This window comes from Vibrio rotiferianus, assembly GCF_002214395.1.
In the GTDB taxonomy this organism is placed as follows: domain Bacteria; phylum Pseudomonadota; class Gammaproteobacteria; order Enterobacterales; family Vibrionaceae; genus Vibrio; species Vibrio rotiferianus.
In genome coordinates this window covers 523,592-540,040 of sequence record NZ_CP018312.1, presented here as the reverse complement: position 1 = coordinate 540,040, position 16,449 = coordinate 523,592, and the positions used below count along the sequence as shown (strand labels likewise).

16 protein-coding genes are annotated in these 16,449 nt (G+C 41.8%); 2 read left to right on the top strand and 14 right to left on the bottom strand.

Annotated features, from left to right (window positions below):
* Positions 1–8 precede the first annotated feature (8 nt).
* A complete protein-coding gene (locus BSZ04_RS11580) occupies positions 9–935 on the bottom strand; it encodes a LysR family transcriptional regulator (protein ID WP_088880434.1) in 927 nt (308 codons plus the stop codon).
* Positions 936–1,047: 112 nt separating this feature from the next.
* Here BSZ04_RS11580 and chrA point away from each other — a divergent pair, with 112 nt between their 5' ends.
* Together chrA and BSZ04_RS11570 are read left to right on the top strand one after the other, a co-directional pair.
* Positions 1,048–2,187, top strand: a complete 1,140-nt coding sequence (chrA, locus tag BSZ04_RS11575) for a chromate efflux transporter (RefSeq protein ID WP_088880433.1) — start codon at positions 1,048–1,050, stop codon at positions 2,185–2,187.
* A gap of 111 nt (positions 2,188–2,298) precedes the next feature.
* Positions 2,299–3,570 carry an O-antigen ligase family protein gene (locus BSZ04_RS11570; RefSeq protein WP_088880432.1) on the top strand — a complete coding sequence of 424 codons (1,272 nt, stop codon included), beginning with the start codon at positions 2,299–2,301 and terminating at the stop codon, positions 3,568–3,570.
* On the opposite strand, the gene BSZ04_RS11565 is transcribed toward BSZ04_RS11570, so the two are convergent.
* From BSZ04_RS11565 to BSZ04_RS11505, 13 genes are all read right to left on the bottom strand, one after another.
* Positions 3,489–4,583, bottom strand: coding sequence for a phosphatase PAP2 family protein (locus BSZ04_RS11565; RefSeq protein ID WP_088880431.1), 1,095 nt, complete (start codon positions 4,581–4,583; stop codon positions 3,489–3,491). The genes BSZ04_RS11570 and BSZ04_RS11565 overlap by 82 nt on opposite strands.
* Positions 4,584–4,653: 70 nt before the next feature.
* Positions 4,654–5,670: a tetratricopeptide repeat protein gene (locus tag BSZ04_RS11560; RefSeq protein WP_010449967.1), complete on the bottom strand. Its 1,017-nt coding sequence runs from the start codon at positions 5,668–5,670 to the stop codon at positions 4,654–4,656.
* Positions 5,671–5,685: 15 nt separating this feature from the next.
* Entirely contained in the window at positions 5,686–6,630 is a 945-nt protein-coding gene (locus BSZ04_RS11555; RefSeq protein WP_010449969.1) for a type II secretion system F family protein, read from the bottom strand.
* Between the two features lie 2 nt (positions 6,631–6,632).
* The gene (locus tag BSZ04_RS11550) at positions 6,633–7,601 is read right to left on the bottom strand and encodes a type II secretion system F family protein (protein ID WP_010449971.1); all 969 of its coding nucleotides are present in this window, start codon (positions 7,599–7,601) and stop codon (positions 6,633–6,635) included.
* Positions 7,602–7,610: 9 nt separating this feature from the next.
* On the bottom strand, positions 7,611–9,053 hold the full coding sequence (locus BSZ04_RS11545; protein WP_088880430.1) for a TadA family conjugal transfer-associated ATPase: 1,443 nt from the start codon (positions 9,051–9,053) through the stop codon (positions 7,611–7,613).
* 15 nt (positions 9,054–9,068) lie between these two features.
* Positions 9,069–10,277: a nucleotide-binding protein gene (locus BSZ04_RS11540; protein ID WP_038885151.1), complete on the bottom strand. Its 1,209-nt coding sequence runs from the start codon at positions 10,275–10,277 to the stop codon at positions 9,069–9,071.
* 12 nt (positions 10,278–10,289) lie between these two features.
* Positions 10,290–10,808 (bottom strand): TadE/TadG family type IV pilus assembly protein, encoded by a 519-nt coding sequence (locus tag BSZ04_RS11535; protein ID WP_038885149.1) that lies wholly within the window; start codon positions 10,806–10,808, stop codon positions 10,290–10,292.
* Positions 10,805–11,275, bottom strand: a complete 471-nt coding sequence (locus BSZ04_RS11530; RefSeq protein ID WP_050568971.1) for a TadE/TadG family type IV pilus assembly protein — start codon at positions 11,273–11,275, stop codon at positions 10,805–10,807. Before BSZ04_RS11530 ends, BSZ04_RS11535 begins: the two co-directional genes overlap by 4 nt.
* A gap of 5 nt (positions 11,276–11,280) precedes the next feature.
* Positions 11,281–12,579: a pilus assembly protein TadG-related protein gene (locus BSZ04_RS11525; protein WP_088880429.1), complete on the bottom strand. Its 1,299-nt coding sequence runs from the start codon at positions 12,577–12,579 to the stop codon at positions 11,281–11,283.
* A 29-nt stretch (positions 12,580–12,608) separates the two neighbouring features.
* Entirely contained in the window at positions 12,609–12,836 is a 228-nt protein-coding gene (locus tag BSZ04_RS11520) for a hypothetical protein (RefSeq protein ID WP_088880428.1), read from the bottom strand.
* A gap of 13 nt (positions 12,837–12,849) precedes the next feature.
* Complete coding sequence (locus BSZ04_RS11515; protein ID WP_088880427.1) at positions 12,850–14,328, bottom strand: type II and III secretion system protein family protein; 1,479 nt, start codon at positions 14,326–14,328, stop codon at positions 12,850–12,852.
* A 7-nt stretch (positions 14,329–14,335) separates the two neighbouring features.
* A complete protein-coding gene (gene cpaB / locus BSZ04_RS11510; protein ID WP_038885143.1) occupies positions 14,336–15,091 on the bottom strand; it encodes a Flp pilus assembly protein CpaB in 756 nt (251 codons plus the stop codon).
* Positions 15,092–15,105: 14 nt separating this feature from the next.
* Positions 15,106–16,419 carry an ATPase AAA gene (locus BSZ04_RS11505; RefSeq protein ID WP_038885140.1) on the bottom strand — a complete coding sequence of 438 codons (1,314 nt, stop codon included), beginning with the start codon at positions 16,417–16,419 and terminating at the stop codon, positions 15,106–15,108.
* Positions 16,420–16,449: the final 30 nt, after the last annotated feature.

The window sequence follows — 16,449 nt, the reverse complement described above, 5'->3', positions numbered from 1 at the left end:
TGCTGGGTTCAGCGAGAGTGCGTTGAAGTAACGATATCTGCCACCAACTGACGTAGCCACATCCCTTTATCTTCATTGTTACGACTGGTGTGCCACAGCATAGCAATATCAAAATCGGCAACCGCAATCGGCGGCTGCACAGACACTAAGCCATCTGAAAACCCTTCTGCTGATGCCATTTTTTCCGGCACAATGGCAATCAAATTACGTTGTTTAAGCAGATTACGGATCGTCAAGAAGTTACGAGAAGCTACTGTTACCTTACGGCTTAAACCATGTTCCGCGAGTTTTTTGTCTACCTGGGTACTTAAACTGCCATCCGGGCTCACCAAGGCTTGTTCAATATTGGCAAATGCTTCAATCGATAATTCAGTCTCACCGTTTAAAACCTGCTTATCGCATAGGCACACATGCTTTTCAGTGTAGAGATATTGGCTATCAAAGTTGTCATCGAGTACGGGCATGCTACCAAGAATGACATCGAGCTTGTCGTGTTCAGTAATGGCGACATAGTTGCTACGGTTAACATTGATAAAGCTGATTTGCGCTTCTGGCGCGCGCTTGCGAATTTCATCATAAAGCAGAGGTGCGAAGATGAACTCAGCGTAATCGGTAAGACCAATGCGACACACGCCAGTGTAGTTTTCTGGCTGAAACTCGGACTTAGTCAGCAAGTCTTTGGCAATGGAATCCAATAAATGATGCACTGTTGGCGCGATATGATGCGCGTGCTCAGTCGGATCCATTTTATGTCCTTTACGCTCAAACAGAGGGTCATCAAACAGCGCACGCAAACGCGATAAGCTGTGGCTCATGGCGGACTGACTGACAAAACTCTTCTCGGCAGCCAAACTCACACTGCGATAGCGATACAGATAAGAGAAGGTCACCAACAGATTCAAATCGATGTTACGCCACTGAATATCATCTTTCACAAATCACCCAATCCTATTTCATTCATAGATGAAATTAAAACTATTAATTTGAGTCATCTTAGTACATTTCATACTGTAACTGGAGTGTTATTGGAGATTTAACAGGCTCAATATGTTTACCATTTTTAAAACCTTTTTTTGGCTTGGTTGGATCAGTTTCGGTGGTCCTGCAGCACACATCGGTTACTTCCGCCAAACGTTCGTAGAAAAACTCAAGTGGATTGATGATAGCGAATACGCACAAATCGTGGCGTTGAGCCAATTTTTACCGGGACCGGGGTCAAGCCAAGTTGGCTTTGCATTGGGTTACAAACGCGGAGGTCTGGGCGGCGCTTGTATGGCGTTTCTTGGATTCACACTGCCTTCGGTGATCATCATGTTGGCACTTGCAATGGTGAGCAGCCAAATCACGGATACGGCACTGTTCCAAAACATCGTACACGGCTTGAAGTTACTGGCTGTTGTGGTGGTCGCCGATGCGACATGGGGAATGTACAAAAATTTCTGCCAAAGCAAACTAACAGCAGGATTGTGTGTAGCAACCGCAATAGCGCTATTGGTTGCACCTAGCATCATGACACAAATGTTGGTCTTAATCGTGGCAGGTTTGATTGGTACTCAATATCTAAAGAAAGAATCGACTACACCAGCAGAGCCGTTTAAACCGACTGTCGCTCCACTCGCCCTGTTTGCCGTACTTCTCGTTGGCTTGCCATTGGTGGCTCATACGCTACCGATGCTAGGGTTATTTAGCGACTTCTTCCAAGCTGGCAGTTTAGTGTTTGGTGGTGGTCACGTGGTTCTTCCATTGCTGCAAAATATTGTTGGCGATCAGCTCAGCCAAGATGCGTTCCTAACGGGCTACGCAGCAGCGCAAGCTGTACCCGGCCCGATGTTTACCTTCGCAACTTACATTGGCTATGAACTATCAGATACGCCAATTCTAGGGGCGCTAGTTGCAACACTGGGTGTCTTTCTTCCTGGCTTCTTGCTGTTACTCGGTGTGCTGAAAAACTGGCAAGCTCTAGCTGGCAAACCTGCAGTATCTGGCGCAATTAATGGCGTGAATGCCTCAGTAGTTGGTTTACTCTTGGCGGCACTTTACCAACCGGTATTCATTAGTGCTGTGATTGCTCCGATTGATATCGCATTAGTCATTGCCGGTTTCTACCTACATAAAAAGCTCAATCTATCTGTACTTTGGATGATCGTATTCTTTGTCACAGCAGGCTGCGTGACTGGTATGATGTAACCACTAAATAAGCACATCGAATTAAATACAATATCTTGTTTAATTCGATGTACTTACAATACTTTAAAGTTGTTCTATATTTAGTGTACTAGCGCGCCCAAGGAAGAATGTGTGAGTACATTAAATTCAGAAAAAATCAACATTCGGCTATCGGTTGTTTTATTATTAGCTGCATTTATAAACTTCCATAAACCATTTTATGGTTCTTTGTTTATTTTATTTTTTGAAATGTCGATCATTCAATTAGCATACACAAGCAATAATAAAAAAATTTACGCATTATTTTCTTTACCTAGGCAATACCTTGTAATTCCATTGTTTTTTCTCTGCTCCATTTCTACCTCAACAATACTCCTTGTAATTGAGCACCACACGAATACTCAAAGTATTTATGGAATAATACGTTACATTCAAATAACAACCAATGTTGTTTTTATTTTATTACTAACTAGTTACCTTAATGAAAATAGAGTCAAAGAAGACATATTCAAGTGGATACCATTTTCGATCCTAATAGCAGTATTTATTACTTTTTATGATTATAAACTAAACCCATCTAGCATTATGTTTCAAGAGGACAACCGACTAATTATCACAAGCAACGTGAGACAATTAGGCTATATTGTGATGCTAGGTTGCATATTTTGTTCAAATGCTATTCTGACTCAAACAAGCAGAAAAAACACTATTTACATCGCCCCATTATTTATTGTTAATTTTTCCATGCTTATTTGGCTAGGTGGACGAGGTGCACTATTAGCTTATGGCCTATCTTTGCTTTTATCTTTACTTTTATTAAAAATAGTAAAACAAAAAACACTCACAAAAACAATTACTTTAATATTTTTAATGATTACTTCTTGTATCATTTCACTTCCTTTCAATGTTTTTCCATGGAATGGCCTTAATCGATTTATTTCTTCACCAGATTTAACAAATCTTTCTATCGATCAAATATCAAGCTACAGACTACTTTTTTGGAAAGAGTCTATAAATTTCATTCTTGAACGACCTATTCTTGGCTTCGGCCCTGAAGCACATATATTTAAGACAAATCTAGGACTATTACAACCACACAATTCGATATTGCACTCTCTACTGGAGTTTGGAGTACTAGGAACAATACCCTTCCTAATCGGTTTATATTGCATCACAAGAATATCGATTAATAACTACTTGAAAGTAAGTAACTCTAAAAATTTACTTTTATTTAATTTCATCATATCAGTGTTGATTCATAGCTTATATTCTGGAACACTCTATTTCGCTCCGTCAGTTATTATATTCTGCATAGTGACTGCCTATGTACTCTCTGAAAACTTAAGAAGTAACAACCAACGGACTGAATACCAGATTACTAATGTTGCTAGAAACGAGAAGTAACCGTCAATAGCATAGTGCCAACCTAAATGTACTGAAGCAATCTGAATAATTATTGCGTAACCCCACAGACAATACCCCATACTTCTACTTATCAGCCCCGCACCTAAAGCAAGTAAAACTGATGATGACACGTGCATACTTGGCATCGCAGAGATACCTGCTCCTATATCGTTCCTTTGATTTATGTAGTTAACCCAAAGGTACTCTTGAACTTCAATTACTCCACCTTGATACAAAGGAATATTATTCAAAAGAATAGTTTGATCTTCAATTCGATCCAATAGCGCTACATAACTCATATTATCAGGTTCAATGAGGTGAATATAACAAGGTCCAGCAGAAGACAAAAATATAGCTAACAAACTCCCCAATAAAAACCAACAAGATAAAAAGCTCAATATATACTGCTGTCTGTATTTTTCATTTCGACACACACATAAGAAGTAGATAATGCTTCCCCAGACTAAAACAAACCAAATATGATAAGAAAATGTAAAAATGTAAGTAAAAATAGATTCGCTAAATATATAGTGTGTTATTTCCCATGGAAAATTATTTCCATGTAATAGGAAATCAATCTTTGAAAACAACTCATCATGTTGAAATGGATTTACATTTGGAATTACTTGCTTTAAGTATGTGTAGTTTGAAAAACAAATGTTAACAATTAAAATTCTGATAAAAAATATAATAGCCTTACTTCTAGGCTTGAACATCATTTTTATTTCACACATGTAAGAATGAAACAACCTTGATTCTTTTTTTAAAATTGATCTAAAATAAAAAACAATTGACCAGGCTAGAAAGGTTGCATATAAACAACTAAATATAAGAGCAAGGTATATATCAAATTGATAATCTACCTTTATATCATCACTGTAGGTTACTATGATAGAGTAAGTAATAATTGAAGAAACTGTAACAAATAAAAAAAGCAGTTTGTCTTTACTTAACGCATTTTTTATATCTTGTATTACTACACCATTTTCAGCATCCGTTCGCCCGACTTCCACACTATCTCCTTAGAGTGAAACATTCCTACATGAGCAACGTACAGAAACTGTACATTGCTCACGGGATTTTTTATTGCAATATCGCAGTAGAAGTATCTGTACCTTCACGAACCATAGCTAAAGCACGTTCTAGGTTCTTATTGGCCATTTCATAGTAAGAAGGGTTCTTATTGATCGCTTGCTGAAGGTAGGGAATAGCTTCATCTGGCTTACCTTGTAGAATCAAGAAATAGCCCACATTATTGAGCGCTTCAGGCTCACTCATGTGTTTATTAAATATGCTTAACGCTTGACGTGGCTGGCCTTTTGCAAGTGATATTAGACCTAAGTTATTGATTGCGCGCTCATTTGACGGACTAACACTCAACGCAGCACTGGTGAAATGTGTTGCTCTGAAATAATCTTCAATCATGTAGTACGAGTAACCAAGACTAACCAGCGCGTTGACGTTTCGGTTATCTATTTCGACCGCTTTTCGAAGCAGTGCTTGGGCTGTTTCGTGATTTCCTCTTACATCAGCTAACACGCCAAGCCCTACATATGACTCACTTGGCGAAGATTCATCAAAACGCAAGCCTGCAACGGACTCTTTAGAGATCGAATCTTTGGTCAAATTAGGCTCTCCCCCCAAGCGGATTTGGTCGGCATTAATGGCTCGCAAGTAATAGCTTTGTCCGACCTCCTTCTTTCCTTGCTTGGTATTTAGTTTTCCTAATTCGGCCAGAGAGCCAATATGATCAGGGTTTTCGGCCAGCGATGCTCTAAATGATCTATCGGCCAACTCATAGTTCTCTCTGACTAGATGGATTTTACCTACGGTATAAAGCGTCTTGTCTTTGTGTTGTGCATTGGGGAAAGCAAGCGAGCGGATGTACTCATAGAGAGCAAGGTCGATATTGTTATTGTTCAGTGCTGCATCACCGCGTTGAATGGCTTCCTCCTCGGTTGCCGGAGGTGCATCACTTGTTAAAGACTCTACGGGCTTTCCGGAATACAAGCTCCCATCAAAGTCAGAGTCATTTTGTTGAGAGGAGCACGCTGCAAGTAGTATTACAGCCCCAATTAAAACAGTTTTTCGAATATCCATATCCCCTATCCCTCTTTATAAAAAGGCTTCGGCAAGAATAATTAATGCCGGTCCGACTGCGACAATAAAGAAACAAGGCCAAATACACAGCACCATTGGAAACATCATTTTTACTGGTATCTTTGCGGCCATCTCTTCTAATGCTTGCTGACGCTTATCCCGATAATCTTCTGTATACTCGCGTAAAGAGTCGACTAAGCTACCACCAATTCGGGATGCATGGCTGAGCATGCTTACAAGCCCCATGATTTCCTCAACACCCGTTCTTACCACGAGTTCTCGTAGAGCTTCTGGCATCGGTTTACCTGCTTGGATCTTCACACAAACAGTATCAAGCTCATCGGCCAATTCTGGGTGAGAGATGGCTAGCTCGTTGGCTACTCGTCTTAATGCCGCATTAAAACCCAATCCAGATTCGGTACACACCACCAACAAATCCAACATATCAGCAATACCAGCGCGGATATTTTCTTGGCGTTTCTTCACCATCTGTCTTAATGCAATATCTGGAGCAAAAAGCCCTATCGCGACGGCCAAAATCATGTAGGTATAGAGACGCCCTGTATTAGGGAAAACAATGTAAATAAACATGGCGACCAAAAGGCCGATGATAGTGGTAACGGATTTAATAGCGTAAAACAGTGATAACGCGTTACGTTGATGAAACCCTGCATGCATCAGTTTGTCTTTGGTCGTTTCTCGTTCCTTTTCACTACTTGGTGAAGTAAGAGGCGCTAAAGATTCCAAGGTATCCATCATTCTTGCATTTGCTTGTGAGCGTCCTTGAGGCTCACCAGATAGCTCCGCTAATTTTCTTTTAATTGGAGAGTTCACTCCCATAAGCAAAGAGCCAATCGTCAAAACAACTAAAACCGTTGCAATCATGATGAATGCCATGATGAGGATCTCTTGATCAATATTGATTTGAGCCAGCCAATCTCTTAATTGTTGTTCATTCATAGCTACACCCTCATACTGACTATTTTTCGAATCCAAAGGGTGCCAATAAATAGCGCAACCATCCCCATTCCAATCAGTTTCACGCCTGTCGGTGTGTTGTGGAGAGGAGCGATATAGTCAGGTTTTGAAATGGCAATAATGATGTACATTGCAAACGGAGCCAAAACTAGAATCCACGCAGACATCCTTGATTCTGCTGAAATAGTTTTGATCTTTCTGGTTAGCTTAAAGCGAGCTCGCAGAATGCGAGAGAGCTTTTCAATGTTCTCAATTAAGTTACCGCCCGTCTCTTTCTGCATCATAACTGCGCTAGCAAAAGCCAACATAGAAATCGTAGGTGTTCTCTCAGTCAATTGCATAATGGCTAAACGCAAGTCATAACCGTAATTGAGTAGGTTGAAGGTTTTAAGAAATTCTGGTCCGAGAGGCGCCGGCATTTCACGACCAACTTCCCCAAAAGCTTGGTTGATCGGTTGTCCCGCTTGCAATACACGCTTAATAATATCTAGAGCTTCTGGTAGCTGCTCTTCAAACTTCATCAAGCGCTGATCGATTCGCTTTTGAATATATAAGTATTCGCAAACCCAAATCAGAAACATGACAGCAATGCAAAGGTACCAAGCCTGACCAAAAAACAAGAACAGCAGCGCCACCGCTACTCCCCCAAGCAATGACGCTAATAGAAACTTACTAAACCCGACATTTATTCCCGCTAATTCGAGTTTTCTTTTGAGATTGTCAAAGATACCGATTTGAACCAATTGCTGTTCTAACGGGCTTAAGTCTTTGAGCGCATTTGCCCTCAACAAGTTGATGCTCTCTGCATCAACATTTTTCCGACTTTCTTTAATTCTTTTGAGCAGTTGCTTCTGCTTTACTTTTTTACCAGCCGAAGGAAGAATCAATGCCTGACTGATAAATACAACCGACAAAAATAGTAAGAAGAGAAAAATAGGACCTTGGTTTTCCATACTCCACTCCTATAGCTTTTCCTCGGTGAACAGTTCAAATGGTACGTCTAGACCACGTTTTATCAGTTGATCATGGCAACTAGGCACAATACCTGTAGCTACATAATCACCGAGCACGTTGCCTTCCTTGTCCACCCCAAGCCTTTGAAACTTAAAGATCTGCGACATAGTAATCACATCGCCTTCCATGCCATTGATTTCTTCAACGCTGACCATACGACGTTTACCGTCCTCTTGGCGTTCCATCTGCACCACAACGTGAATCGCTGAAGCAATTTGGGCACGCAAGTTTTTCGTCGAAACATTCCACCCCGCCATTGAGAACATGTTTTCAACTCGTCCTAGTGCATCTCGGGGAGTGTTCGCGTGAATAGTCGCGAGCGATCCATCGTGGCCAGTATTCATCGCAGATAACATATCAACAGCCTCAGCACCACGTACCTCACCTATCACGATTCGGTCTGGGCGCATACGCAATGAGTTTTTGACTAACTCACGCTGGTTGATTTCACCTTTTCCCTCAATATTTGCCGGGCGAGTTTCTAAACGGACAATATGAGGTTGTTGCAACTGAAGCTCCGCTGAATCTTCAATGGTGACAATTCTTTGATTTTTAGGGATAAAGCCCGAAAGAATATTTAAGGTAGTGGTTTTGCCAGAGCCAGTACCACCAGAAATAAGAATATTGAGCTCACCCACCACTGCAGCTTCAAGGAAACGAGCCATACCTTCAGACACAGAGTTCAATTGAAGTAGGTTCTCCATGGTTAGGCGATCGACTGCAAATCGACGAATCGATACTGAAGGACCATCAATAGCAAGAGGAGGGATGATCGCATTAAAACGAGAACCATCTTTTAGACGAGCATCAACCATAGGTGAAGATTCATCAATACGACGACCAACCTGACTGACGATTCTATCAATAATATTTCTTAAGTGACGCTCGTCGAGAAAAGTGTGTGGTGTTTTTTCGAGCTTACCAAACCGCTCGACATACACATCATTATGACCATTCACTAAAATATCTGATATTGATGGGTCATCTAACAGTGGCTCTAAAGGCCCAAGACCAAACACTTCATCTTCAATTTGTTTAATTACACGGCTACGTGCTTCAGAACTAAGTGCATGTGTCTTGTCTTCCGAGATCAGCTGAATTACCGCTTCTTTCAGTTCTGTTTTGGCTCTCTCTTCTTCCAAGTGAGAGAGTAAGCCGACATCCAACGTATCAAGCAATTGTTTATGGTAGTAATGTTTAACAGAAAGGTCTTGCTCAAGCTGTTTTTTCTGCTCTTCGACGGCTTTCAGTTTTGCTTCTAGTGGTGAAAGAGATTTATCACTCTCGGTTTCCAGATCCTCTTGCTCTACAACGTCTTCCTCAAGCTTGACTTCCTCTTCTTGCGCTAGTTCAGAAAAACTTGCCCCAACACTTTTTCGTTTAAAAAACATAGCCCCCTCCTTGGCTTATGAGAACAATTTCTTAAACCAGCTTTTTCCATCCTCTTTCGGGTTCTCTAATAAGTGCGATATCTCGGCTAGAGATGCTTTTATCGCACTATTCTTCTTCGATTGAACAATTGGGTTACCTAAATTGGCACACTCTAACGCTAACGAAAAATTATTAGGTACAATATGAATTGAGCGTCCTTTAATTGTATCTTCGATATCTTTTACCGATATTTCGGCTTTTTTATCAAAGCGATTGACTATTATTTCAATACTATGGGCACCAACGCTATAATCTAACTCCAAAATCCTTGCATAATTGGAAGCATGCTTTATTGAGGTCACATTTTGTTGAACAACTAAGAATACATGTGTTGCTGGAGAGATAATCTGTTGAAATGTATGGTCAATGCCATGAGACATATCGACAATAATATGAGAGTAGAACTGTCTCAATAACGGCAATAACTTGCTTATCCCAGCAGAACATTTGTAGTTATCTTTGATATTTTCTTGGTTAAAACAGAGATAATTTAGCCCTGAAGAGTGCTTATAGATTAGTGTCTCTAATGATAGTTCATCAAGATCTGAAATTTGTTCAACAACATCGTTGATACTGTATTTTGGTTTGCAGTTTAAGTAATCTGCCGCATCACTAAACTGCATATCGAGATCGACAAGCAATACTTTGCTTTGAACGTAACTTGCTAATTCAATCGCAGAGTTCAAAGCCAGCGTTGTTGCTCCAGCACCACCTTTTGTATTGATGAACAAGGTTAAATCACCCATCTTTTTGCTGAAAATCTTTTCTTCAGCCGTTGTTTTTAAAACTGGATAAATTTCCTCAAAATCAAATTTTTTAGAAAAATAGTCTGATGCCCCCAGTTTTAGAGCCATTTTCAGCGATGCCGTATCATGCTCTTCACCAAATACGATAAGTGATGTATTGGACTGCTGTAAGTTACTGTCGTTAGAATAAACATGAGCTATTTTTTGAGCCCACCCATCTCCTGTTTCGACATAAACCAAATCCGGAGTTTGCTTACTCTTTACGTTTTCTTGAACAAATAACTTTAGCTCAATCCATTCAATGTTGACGTTTAAGCACTCGGATAACTCAGCGACCATATGTGCTTTAAATTCTGACGATGAATACACAACCCAAACAATCAAATTTGTTTTCAAGGTTTTACTACGGTCGCTTGCAATTTTTATTGGTTTCAACACGTTGCTACTCCCTCAGCAGTTCGTAATAACATCGCTTCCCTCTGGCCTTAAAATTCCAAGGCTTTCTGCGGGAAGGATGGTTTCAAAATTTGGTGTCGTTCCTATAGCATTAATCAAAAATGATAATACGACAAACTGGAAGCTATAATTTATTGCTCGAGCTTTCACGTACTTAATTTGTGTTAATGTTGCATCAAGGGCTGCCGAGTCCGCCATTGGCGTGCTCAAGAACCCAGAAACGTCGACGGTATTACCATTTTGATCTAAATAGGTAATTTCCAAATTATTTGCATTAAATCCCGATGGGTAAATATTCGTTACGGCAGGCATTGACGGAATATCATCCCTATCGGCTACATAACAAACTGTCGCTAAACGCGCAGCTCTCCTAGTTACTTCATTCACCATTTGCGTCGAATAAAAATAGGCAGCGAATTCCAAGATAACGAAAATAACGAGCAGTACACTAACCGCAATAATCGAAAACTCGACTTGAGTAACCCCTTTCTGTTTTGACAATAGCGTCCTCATGGCCCCGTCCTCATCTTTGCTGATGCCCCAATTGAAAACTGAAGAGATTCATTGGAAAACGGTAAACTCGAAAATAAAGGTGTGTAATTGTAAGTGGCTGAAAGGGTCACTTCCTTATTCGCAGCCGTTGGTTGCGTCACTACGATATCGTTGACACCTATTAAGTCGATGATAGGCGACCCTGTTGCTGTCGGGTTACCATAAACCACAACATTTTTAATATTGGATTCTTCGGCTATTGCATCAAAATTAAGCGTACCGTAAGTGTCCACAACAGCGTATCTCGCACCATTTTGAAGCGCTTTATTCACTTGGGTATATTGGATGAATGCTCGCCCCACATCCATCACTAGTACGGCCAGCATAAGTAATACAGGCAACGTAATAATAAACTCAATAGCAGCCAATCCTTGACTGTGACCTCGCTTACCAAAAACTCTAGCGTGACGCTTCGCTGGATTAGTCATACTCATCATGATTCTCCACTTAACGGATCATCATAAAGCTGTATGCGATATGGTCCCTTATCTGTAGGGTTATTGCCCGTTGCACCATTGTTAATCATGCAGTCGTAAAGGAACTGACCGAAAATAGACGCTTGGCCCGAGTTTTCAACCCGCTGAAGTAAAAAGAAGCATCCAAAGCCCAAAACATCAAAGTCAGTTTTACCAGTAGAATCTTCTGTACAATCAACGATTGGCACTCGCAAGACTCTTCTACCACTCTGGCCAGCATCACCTAAATAAATGTTGCCTGGGCAGCTCCCTCCGCCTTCACAGGCGCTCAACTCATTCAAGTAATCTGCGTAATATAGATCCCCAGAGTAGGTTCCTCCTTCCTGCATCAGATTATTTGGCTCTCTTACATATTTATCAGGCAGGACTGTTCCATCATTCTGAATTGGCCCAGAGAAATCATTGAGCCTTGTGTTTAAGCCCTGGGCAACGGGGCCAATACTGTTACCTGGCTTGGTGGTTACGGTAGCCCCGACAGCTGCACAGCCGTTGTAAGCCCCAGCTAATGCTTGGCGAACTAAAGCGGAACCACCACCACTATTACCGCCACTGTCATCTCCACTCCCTACGTCACCAGCACTAAAATCCAGTAACTGGAAGTTTCCTGGGCCCATATCTGTATTATCTTGGTCGCCAACTTTGAGCTCATGTATCAATGAAGGCGATCTATCAGTATTAGGATTGTAACCGTCTGGGTTATAACCCCATACCTCACCAGGCGCAGCAGTTGGATCTCCACACATTGCAACCGGAGTGATATTGCAGGTATAAGCAATAGCAGCACTTCGTCCCGCAACGGCGCTGGCAGATACATTTTTATTCCCACCAAAGATGTAGCTCAAATACTGAGTCAAGGGCATATCCGTCACAGCGACACGAACGTAGATATCTTCATCTGCTGGTAGCGTAAAAGAAGCCGCGTCGACCCAACTCTGCCTGTCAGCAGAAAACGTAACCGCGGAATTCCCGCTAGTAAACGTCATTTCACTGTTACCTGATGCGGCCGCAAAGCTATTTAGCATTGCTATCGCAGCCGTCTCGGCTTGAGTTACATCTAGGGTATCATCTGCTACCACCGCCCCGGCTAGGGCAGCTGAATCTACCGCATTTTGTAATCGAGCCTTATTTAATATTTGATGGTTAATATCGATTGCAAATGCAGCCATCGCTAAGATGAACAGCATCAACAAACTTACTAACACCAAAACGATACCACTTTGCTTCGTTCTGGATGAGGCATTGCCTTTTGCTAGCATAGCCTACTCCTTTAAGCAGTAAGTTCTGCTTAGTCTTTGTCTTTGGCTATCCCATTATTGTTGTAAACCTCAAGACTCACTTGCGAACGCTCTCCACTACCCTCTGGCAAGTAGCCTAAGTTCTCTTGCCACGCGTTAGGGTTGAGTGTTTGCTCTGCTCGTAATTGGCTTACTGAGATTCCAAGCTCTGGTTCATTCGCACAGCCCAAGCTCCCCAGAGATGTAACAAAAGTGAATAATAAAAATAGTTTTTTCATCCTGAGTCCCCCCCTATAAACTGTGTCCAAATTTACCCTCGGAACCACCTTCCGAAACGTTGTAATCAATAACATTAAGATCAAGCTGATCATCGCTGTTCAATTTGTATCTATCAAAATCGAGCTCAGCCCCTTTACCCAATAAATAGAACTCCACGTCGTTTGGACTTACGAAACCATCTGTTGGTAAGGTTACCCTTCTTCTATCTACTGGTTTGGCTAACCTTGGAGTAACTAAAATCACCAGTTCCGTTTCACCAGACGTGAATTCCTCACTCTTAAACAGTCGACCCAGTACCGGGATATCACTCGCCCCCGGGATACCGCTATCAACATTGCGTGCATTCTCACTTAACAAACCTGCAATCCCGATAGTTTGTCCATCAGCAAGTTCGAGTGTCGTTCCTGCACTACGCTTAGTGATTGGAGGAATAAAGAATGCGGCATTAACTTCACCTGGGCTAAAGGTTAGTACCCCTGAGTTAGCAATTTCACTTACATTGACATTCATCTTTAAATTGATTTTTTTATCACTAAGAATGTATGGCACAAAATCTAACGCTACACCGTACTCTTTATAATCAATAGTGATGCCATCCTCATTCGGGACGGGGATAGGAAATTCACCACCTGCAATAAACTCTGCTTGAGTACCACTCAGTGCCGTCAAACTTGGTTCCGCGAGTACTTTTGCTACCCCATTTTGCTTAGCAACATCCAGTGCAAACGTAAATAGAGTATTACTGTCAATGAAGGAGCCAAGAAAACCAAACTCATTCACACCAGGCGCATTAAGGATAGGCTGGATGATGCCATCAATACTTTGAATATCGCCCCCTACCGTTGTTGCCCCCCAAGTAAAGTCTCCGCTCTTTTGAAAGAAATGGAAATTAGAGTCAAAGCGACGTACAAGACTACGTTGAACCTCCGCAACAGTTACCTCCAAAGTAACTTGTTGTGCGCCACCGATAGATAACAGATTAATAACCGGGCTTTCATGCACTTTCTCGTCATCACTGCTGTCTTTTTCCTTATCGACTGCATCACCGACAGCAAAGGTTTCAGCCACTTTAATTGCGGTATCCATGTTTTGCTGATTACTGACCAAACCACGCAACACAATTTTTTCTTGTGCGCTATGTACTTCGATACTTTCATTAGGTAAAAATTGATGTAGCTTCGCTTTAAGGCTATTTAGGTCATGAGTAACTTCAACATTAAAAGATTCGATGATCCGACCTCTACTATCCCAAACAGAAACGTTCGTCGTCCCTAGTTTTTTACCAATGAGAAATAGCTCGTTGGATCTCAATATCAAAAGATCTAATACTGCAGGATCCCCCAGTGTTACTTTCTTCGCTTTTCCTGAGATCATTAGTTGAGTTGACTGATGATGCGGTACAGTAACGATTTTTCCAGACTGCGCTGCTACCGCATTAACAGAAAAACTGACTAGAAGTAACTGACAAAAAATAATAATTGTTCTTTTCATAAGTCACCTAATTACTTACTCGGACATTCGATGCCTGAGTTCCCTTAATTACCGTCACGCTTGGTCGCGGTGTGTAACGTTTCTTCGCAATTGGTTTATCGACCTCGTGAGGGTTTCTTAGCGCTAATTGGATCTTCCCTTTACTATTTTCTGTTAGTAACTTTTCCGCTTCTTTTGGTGTTACCTCGAGCGTCACAGCTCGAACAATAACTGGCTTGTTATCTTTGGTTTTTGCGGTTTGGTCTACTGCCAATACCTTGATGTTTTTAAGAACAGTGGTGGTGTTAGCTCTTTTCCCTTTTCCTCCGCCGATGGTATTAAGAATGTCCACCTTATTACCCGGCAACAAGAAACCTGCGACACCGATAACGTCATTGACCCGTATTGTTACCGCGCGTTTACTTTCAGGAATTAGTGCTGCAAGAGTTGCCCCCTCACCAGGTAAAGCTAAGCGCTCCGGCTGAACCATCTCGCCATCGTAAATGGTAGTCGCAACGATTCTTCCAACGGCTTGTTCTGGTACTTTCAACGTGCTCTCTTTAATCCAATCCACTTCCATTAATTTCGTGGTTAAATGGCGCTCTTCAACAACCGTACCTGGCTCTAACTCCATTGCTGCAACTAACACCGGATGACGCTCTACTTCTTCAAGTTCAACCGTTGGCTGGTTTTGTCCATCCAACCATTGTTTCGCAATCATCACAGCTCCCAACCCAAACACAATTGAGAGTAACAACAGCATCACTATCTGTGTCCGACTCATAATTCCCTATCTCCCTATTCATCAACAGTAAAGTAGAGCTCCCACGCTCTTCGCAGAATATCTGCGTGAACTTCACTGCCGCCCCCCTCAAACAATAAAATATCTCGACTAATACCTAATAGATCCTTAGGCAAGCAAGGGTAAAAAGCCTTACCACTCTCACTATGCAGCCCCATCAATGTGTCAACGATTCCATCTTCTAAAGACAACTTCTTAAGCTTGGCCGTTTCATTTAACAGTGCGATATAATCAGAGTGTTCCAACGGACGAAATTCCACCTTATACCCCAGTCTTCTTAAGAAGGCTGGGTCCGCAATTGAGCTTGGAGGTAAGTTGGATGAAAATGCTAGCGTCAACATAAACGGCACGGTAATTTGTTGACCATTGGGTAAAGCTAGGTGATCGAAGAAATATTCCATTGGTACAATCCAACGGTTGAGAATGGCATCCACTGGCATAGGTTGACGGCCTAAGTCATCAATAACCAATATCCCATTGTTGGCCATCATCTGTAGTGGCGCTATCCAAATACGATTGTGCTCACTGTGGTTCACTTCCAACATTTCCATGGTGAGCTCACCGCCCACTTGAATATTCGGTCGTTCACACAACACCCATCGCTTGTCGTAATGTCGTTCTAGCTTTATGCTCAATCGTGCATGATTATCATCTAATCTACGGTGATGGTGCTCCGAATAGACTTTGATAATATTGCCGTCAGCGTATACCGCATAAGGGATAAAGACTGACGTATTCATCGCATTCAATACTCGAGCCGCCACATAACTCTTACCTGTACCTGCATGACCATAAAGCAGCAAAGCTCTGCCAGAGTTGATAGCTGGTCCCAAAATAGGGACTAGCCTATCTGAACCATAAACATCTTGAAGCGCCCGCTCGACATCTTTTCGTTCAATCGGGTATTTACGAATATCTTGCGCCTCAACGACAGTCCAATATTCCTCTAAAGAGATAGGAACAGGTCCAATATAAGCGTCCTTGCGAAACGCTAGTTCTGCTTCAGCCATACCAAGCTCAGTAAGCCCATAGCGAACATTAGAATAGGAATGATGTGTTTGATCTGTGACAGGCTGATACACTTCTACCCAACTGCGACGTCTTAGTTGAGCCAATGCGTTTTCAACAATATGAGAGACAACGCAAAGCTTACTAGTTAGCTGAACTAGATCGCACTTTGGATAAGCGGACAAGTGCTTCAGAACTAAATTCTCTAGTACAGCGGGCGGTACCCCTAGAGCCTCTTCTGATGCTGGCACTTTTGGTGGCGTAATTTGTGGCACAAGTTTTTCCAAGCAAACAGAGCCCATGCGACCTCCCTATCACAGGCAACTTCATTA

Coding starts and splice junctions, on each gene's coding strand:
- chrA (WP_088880433.1), top strand. CDS start 1,048: ATGTTTACCATTTTTAAAACCTTTTTTTGGCTTGGTTGGATCAGTTTC.
- BSZ04_RS11560 (WP_010449967.1), bottom strand. CDS start 5,670: ATGGATATTCGAAAAACTGTTTTAATTGGGGCTGTAATACTACTTGCA.
- BSZ04_RS11555 (WP_010449969.1), bottom strand. CDS start 6,630: ATGAATGAACAACAATTAAGAGATTGGCTGGCTCAAATCAATATTGAT.
- BSZ04_RS11550 (WP_010449971.1), bottom strand. CDS start 7,601: ATGGAAAACCAAGGTCCTATTTTTCTCTTCTTACTATTTTTGTCGGTT.
- BSZ04_RS11545 (WP_088880430.1), bottom strand. CDS start 9,053: ATGTTTTTTAAACGAAAAAGTGTTGGGGCAAGTTTTTCTGAACTAGCG.
- BSZ04_RS11535 (WP_038885149.1), bottom strand. CDS start 10,808: ATGAGGACGCTATTGTCAAAACAGAAAGGGGTTACTCAAGTCGAGTTT.
- BSZ04_RS11530 (WP_050568971.1), bottom strand. CDS start 11,275: ATGACTAATCCAGCGAAGCGTCACGCTAGAGTTTTTGGTAAGCGAGGT.
- BSZ04_RS11525 (WP_088880429.1), bottom strand. CDS start 12,579: ATGCTAGCAAAAGGCAATGCCTCATCCAGAACGAAGCAAAGTGGTATC.
- BSZ04_RS11520 (WP_088880428.1), bottom strand. CDS start 12,836: ATGAAAAAACTATTTTTATTATTCACTTTTGTTACATCTCTGGGGAGC.
- BSZ04_RS11515 (WP_088880427.1), bottom strand. CDS start 14,328: ATGAAAAGAACAATTATTATTTTTTGTCAGTTACTTCTAGTCAGTTTT.
- cpaB (WP_038885143.1), bottom strand. CDS start 15,091: ATGAGTCGGACACAGATAGTGATGCTGTTGTTACTCTCAATTGTGTTT.
- BSZ04_RS11505 (WP_038885140.1), bottom strand. CDS start 16,419: ATGGGCTCTGTTTGCTTGGAAAAACTTGTGCCACAAATTACGCCACCA.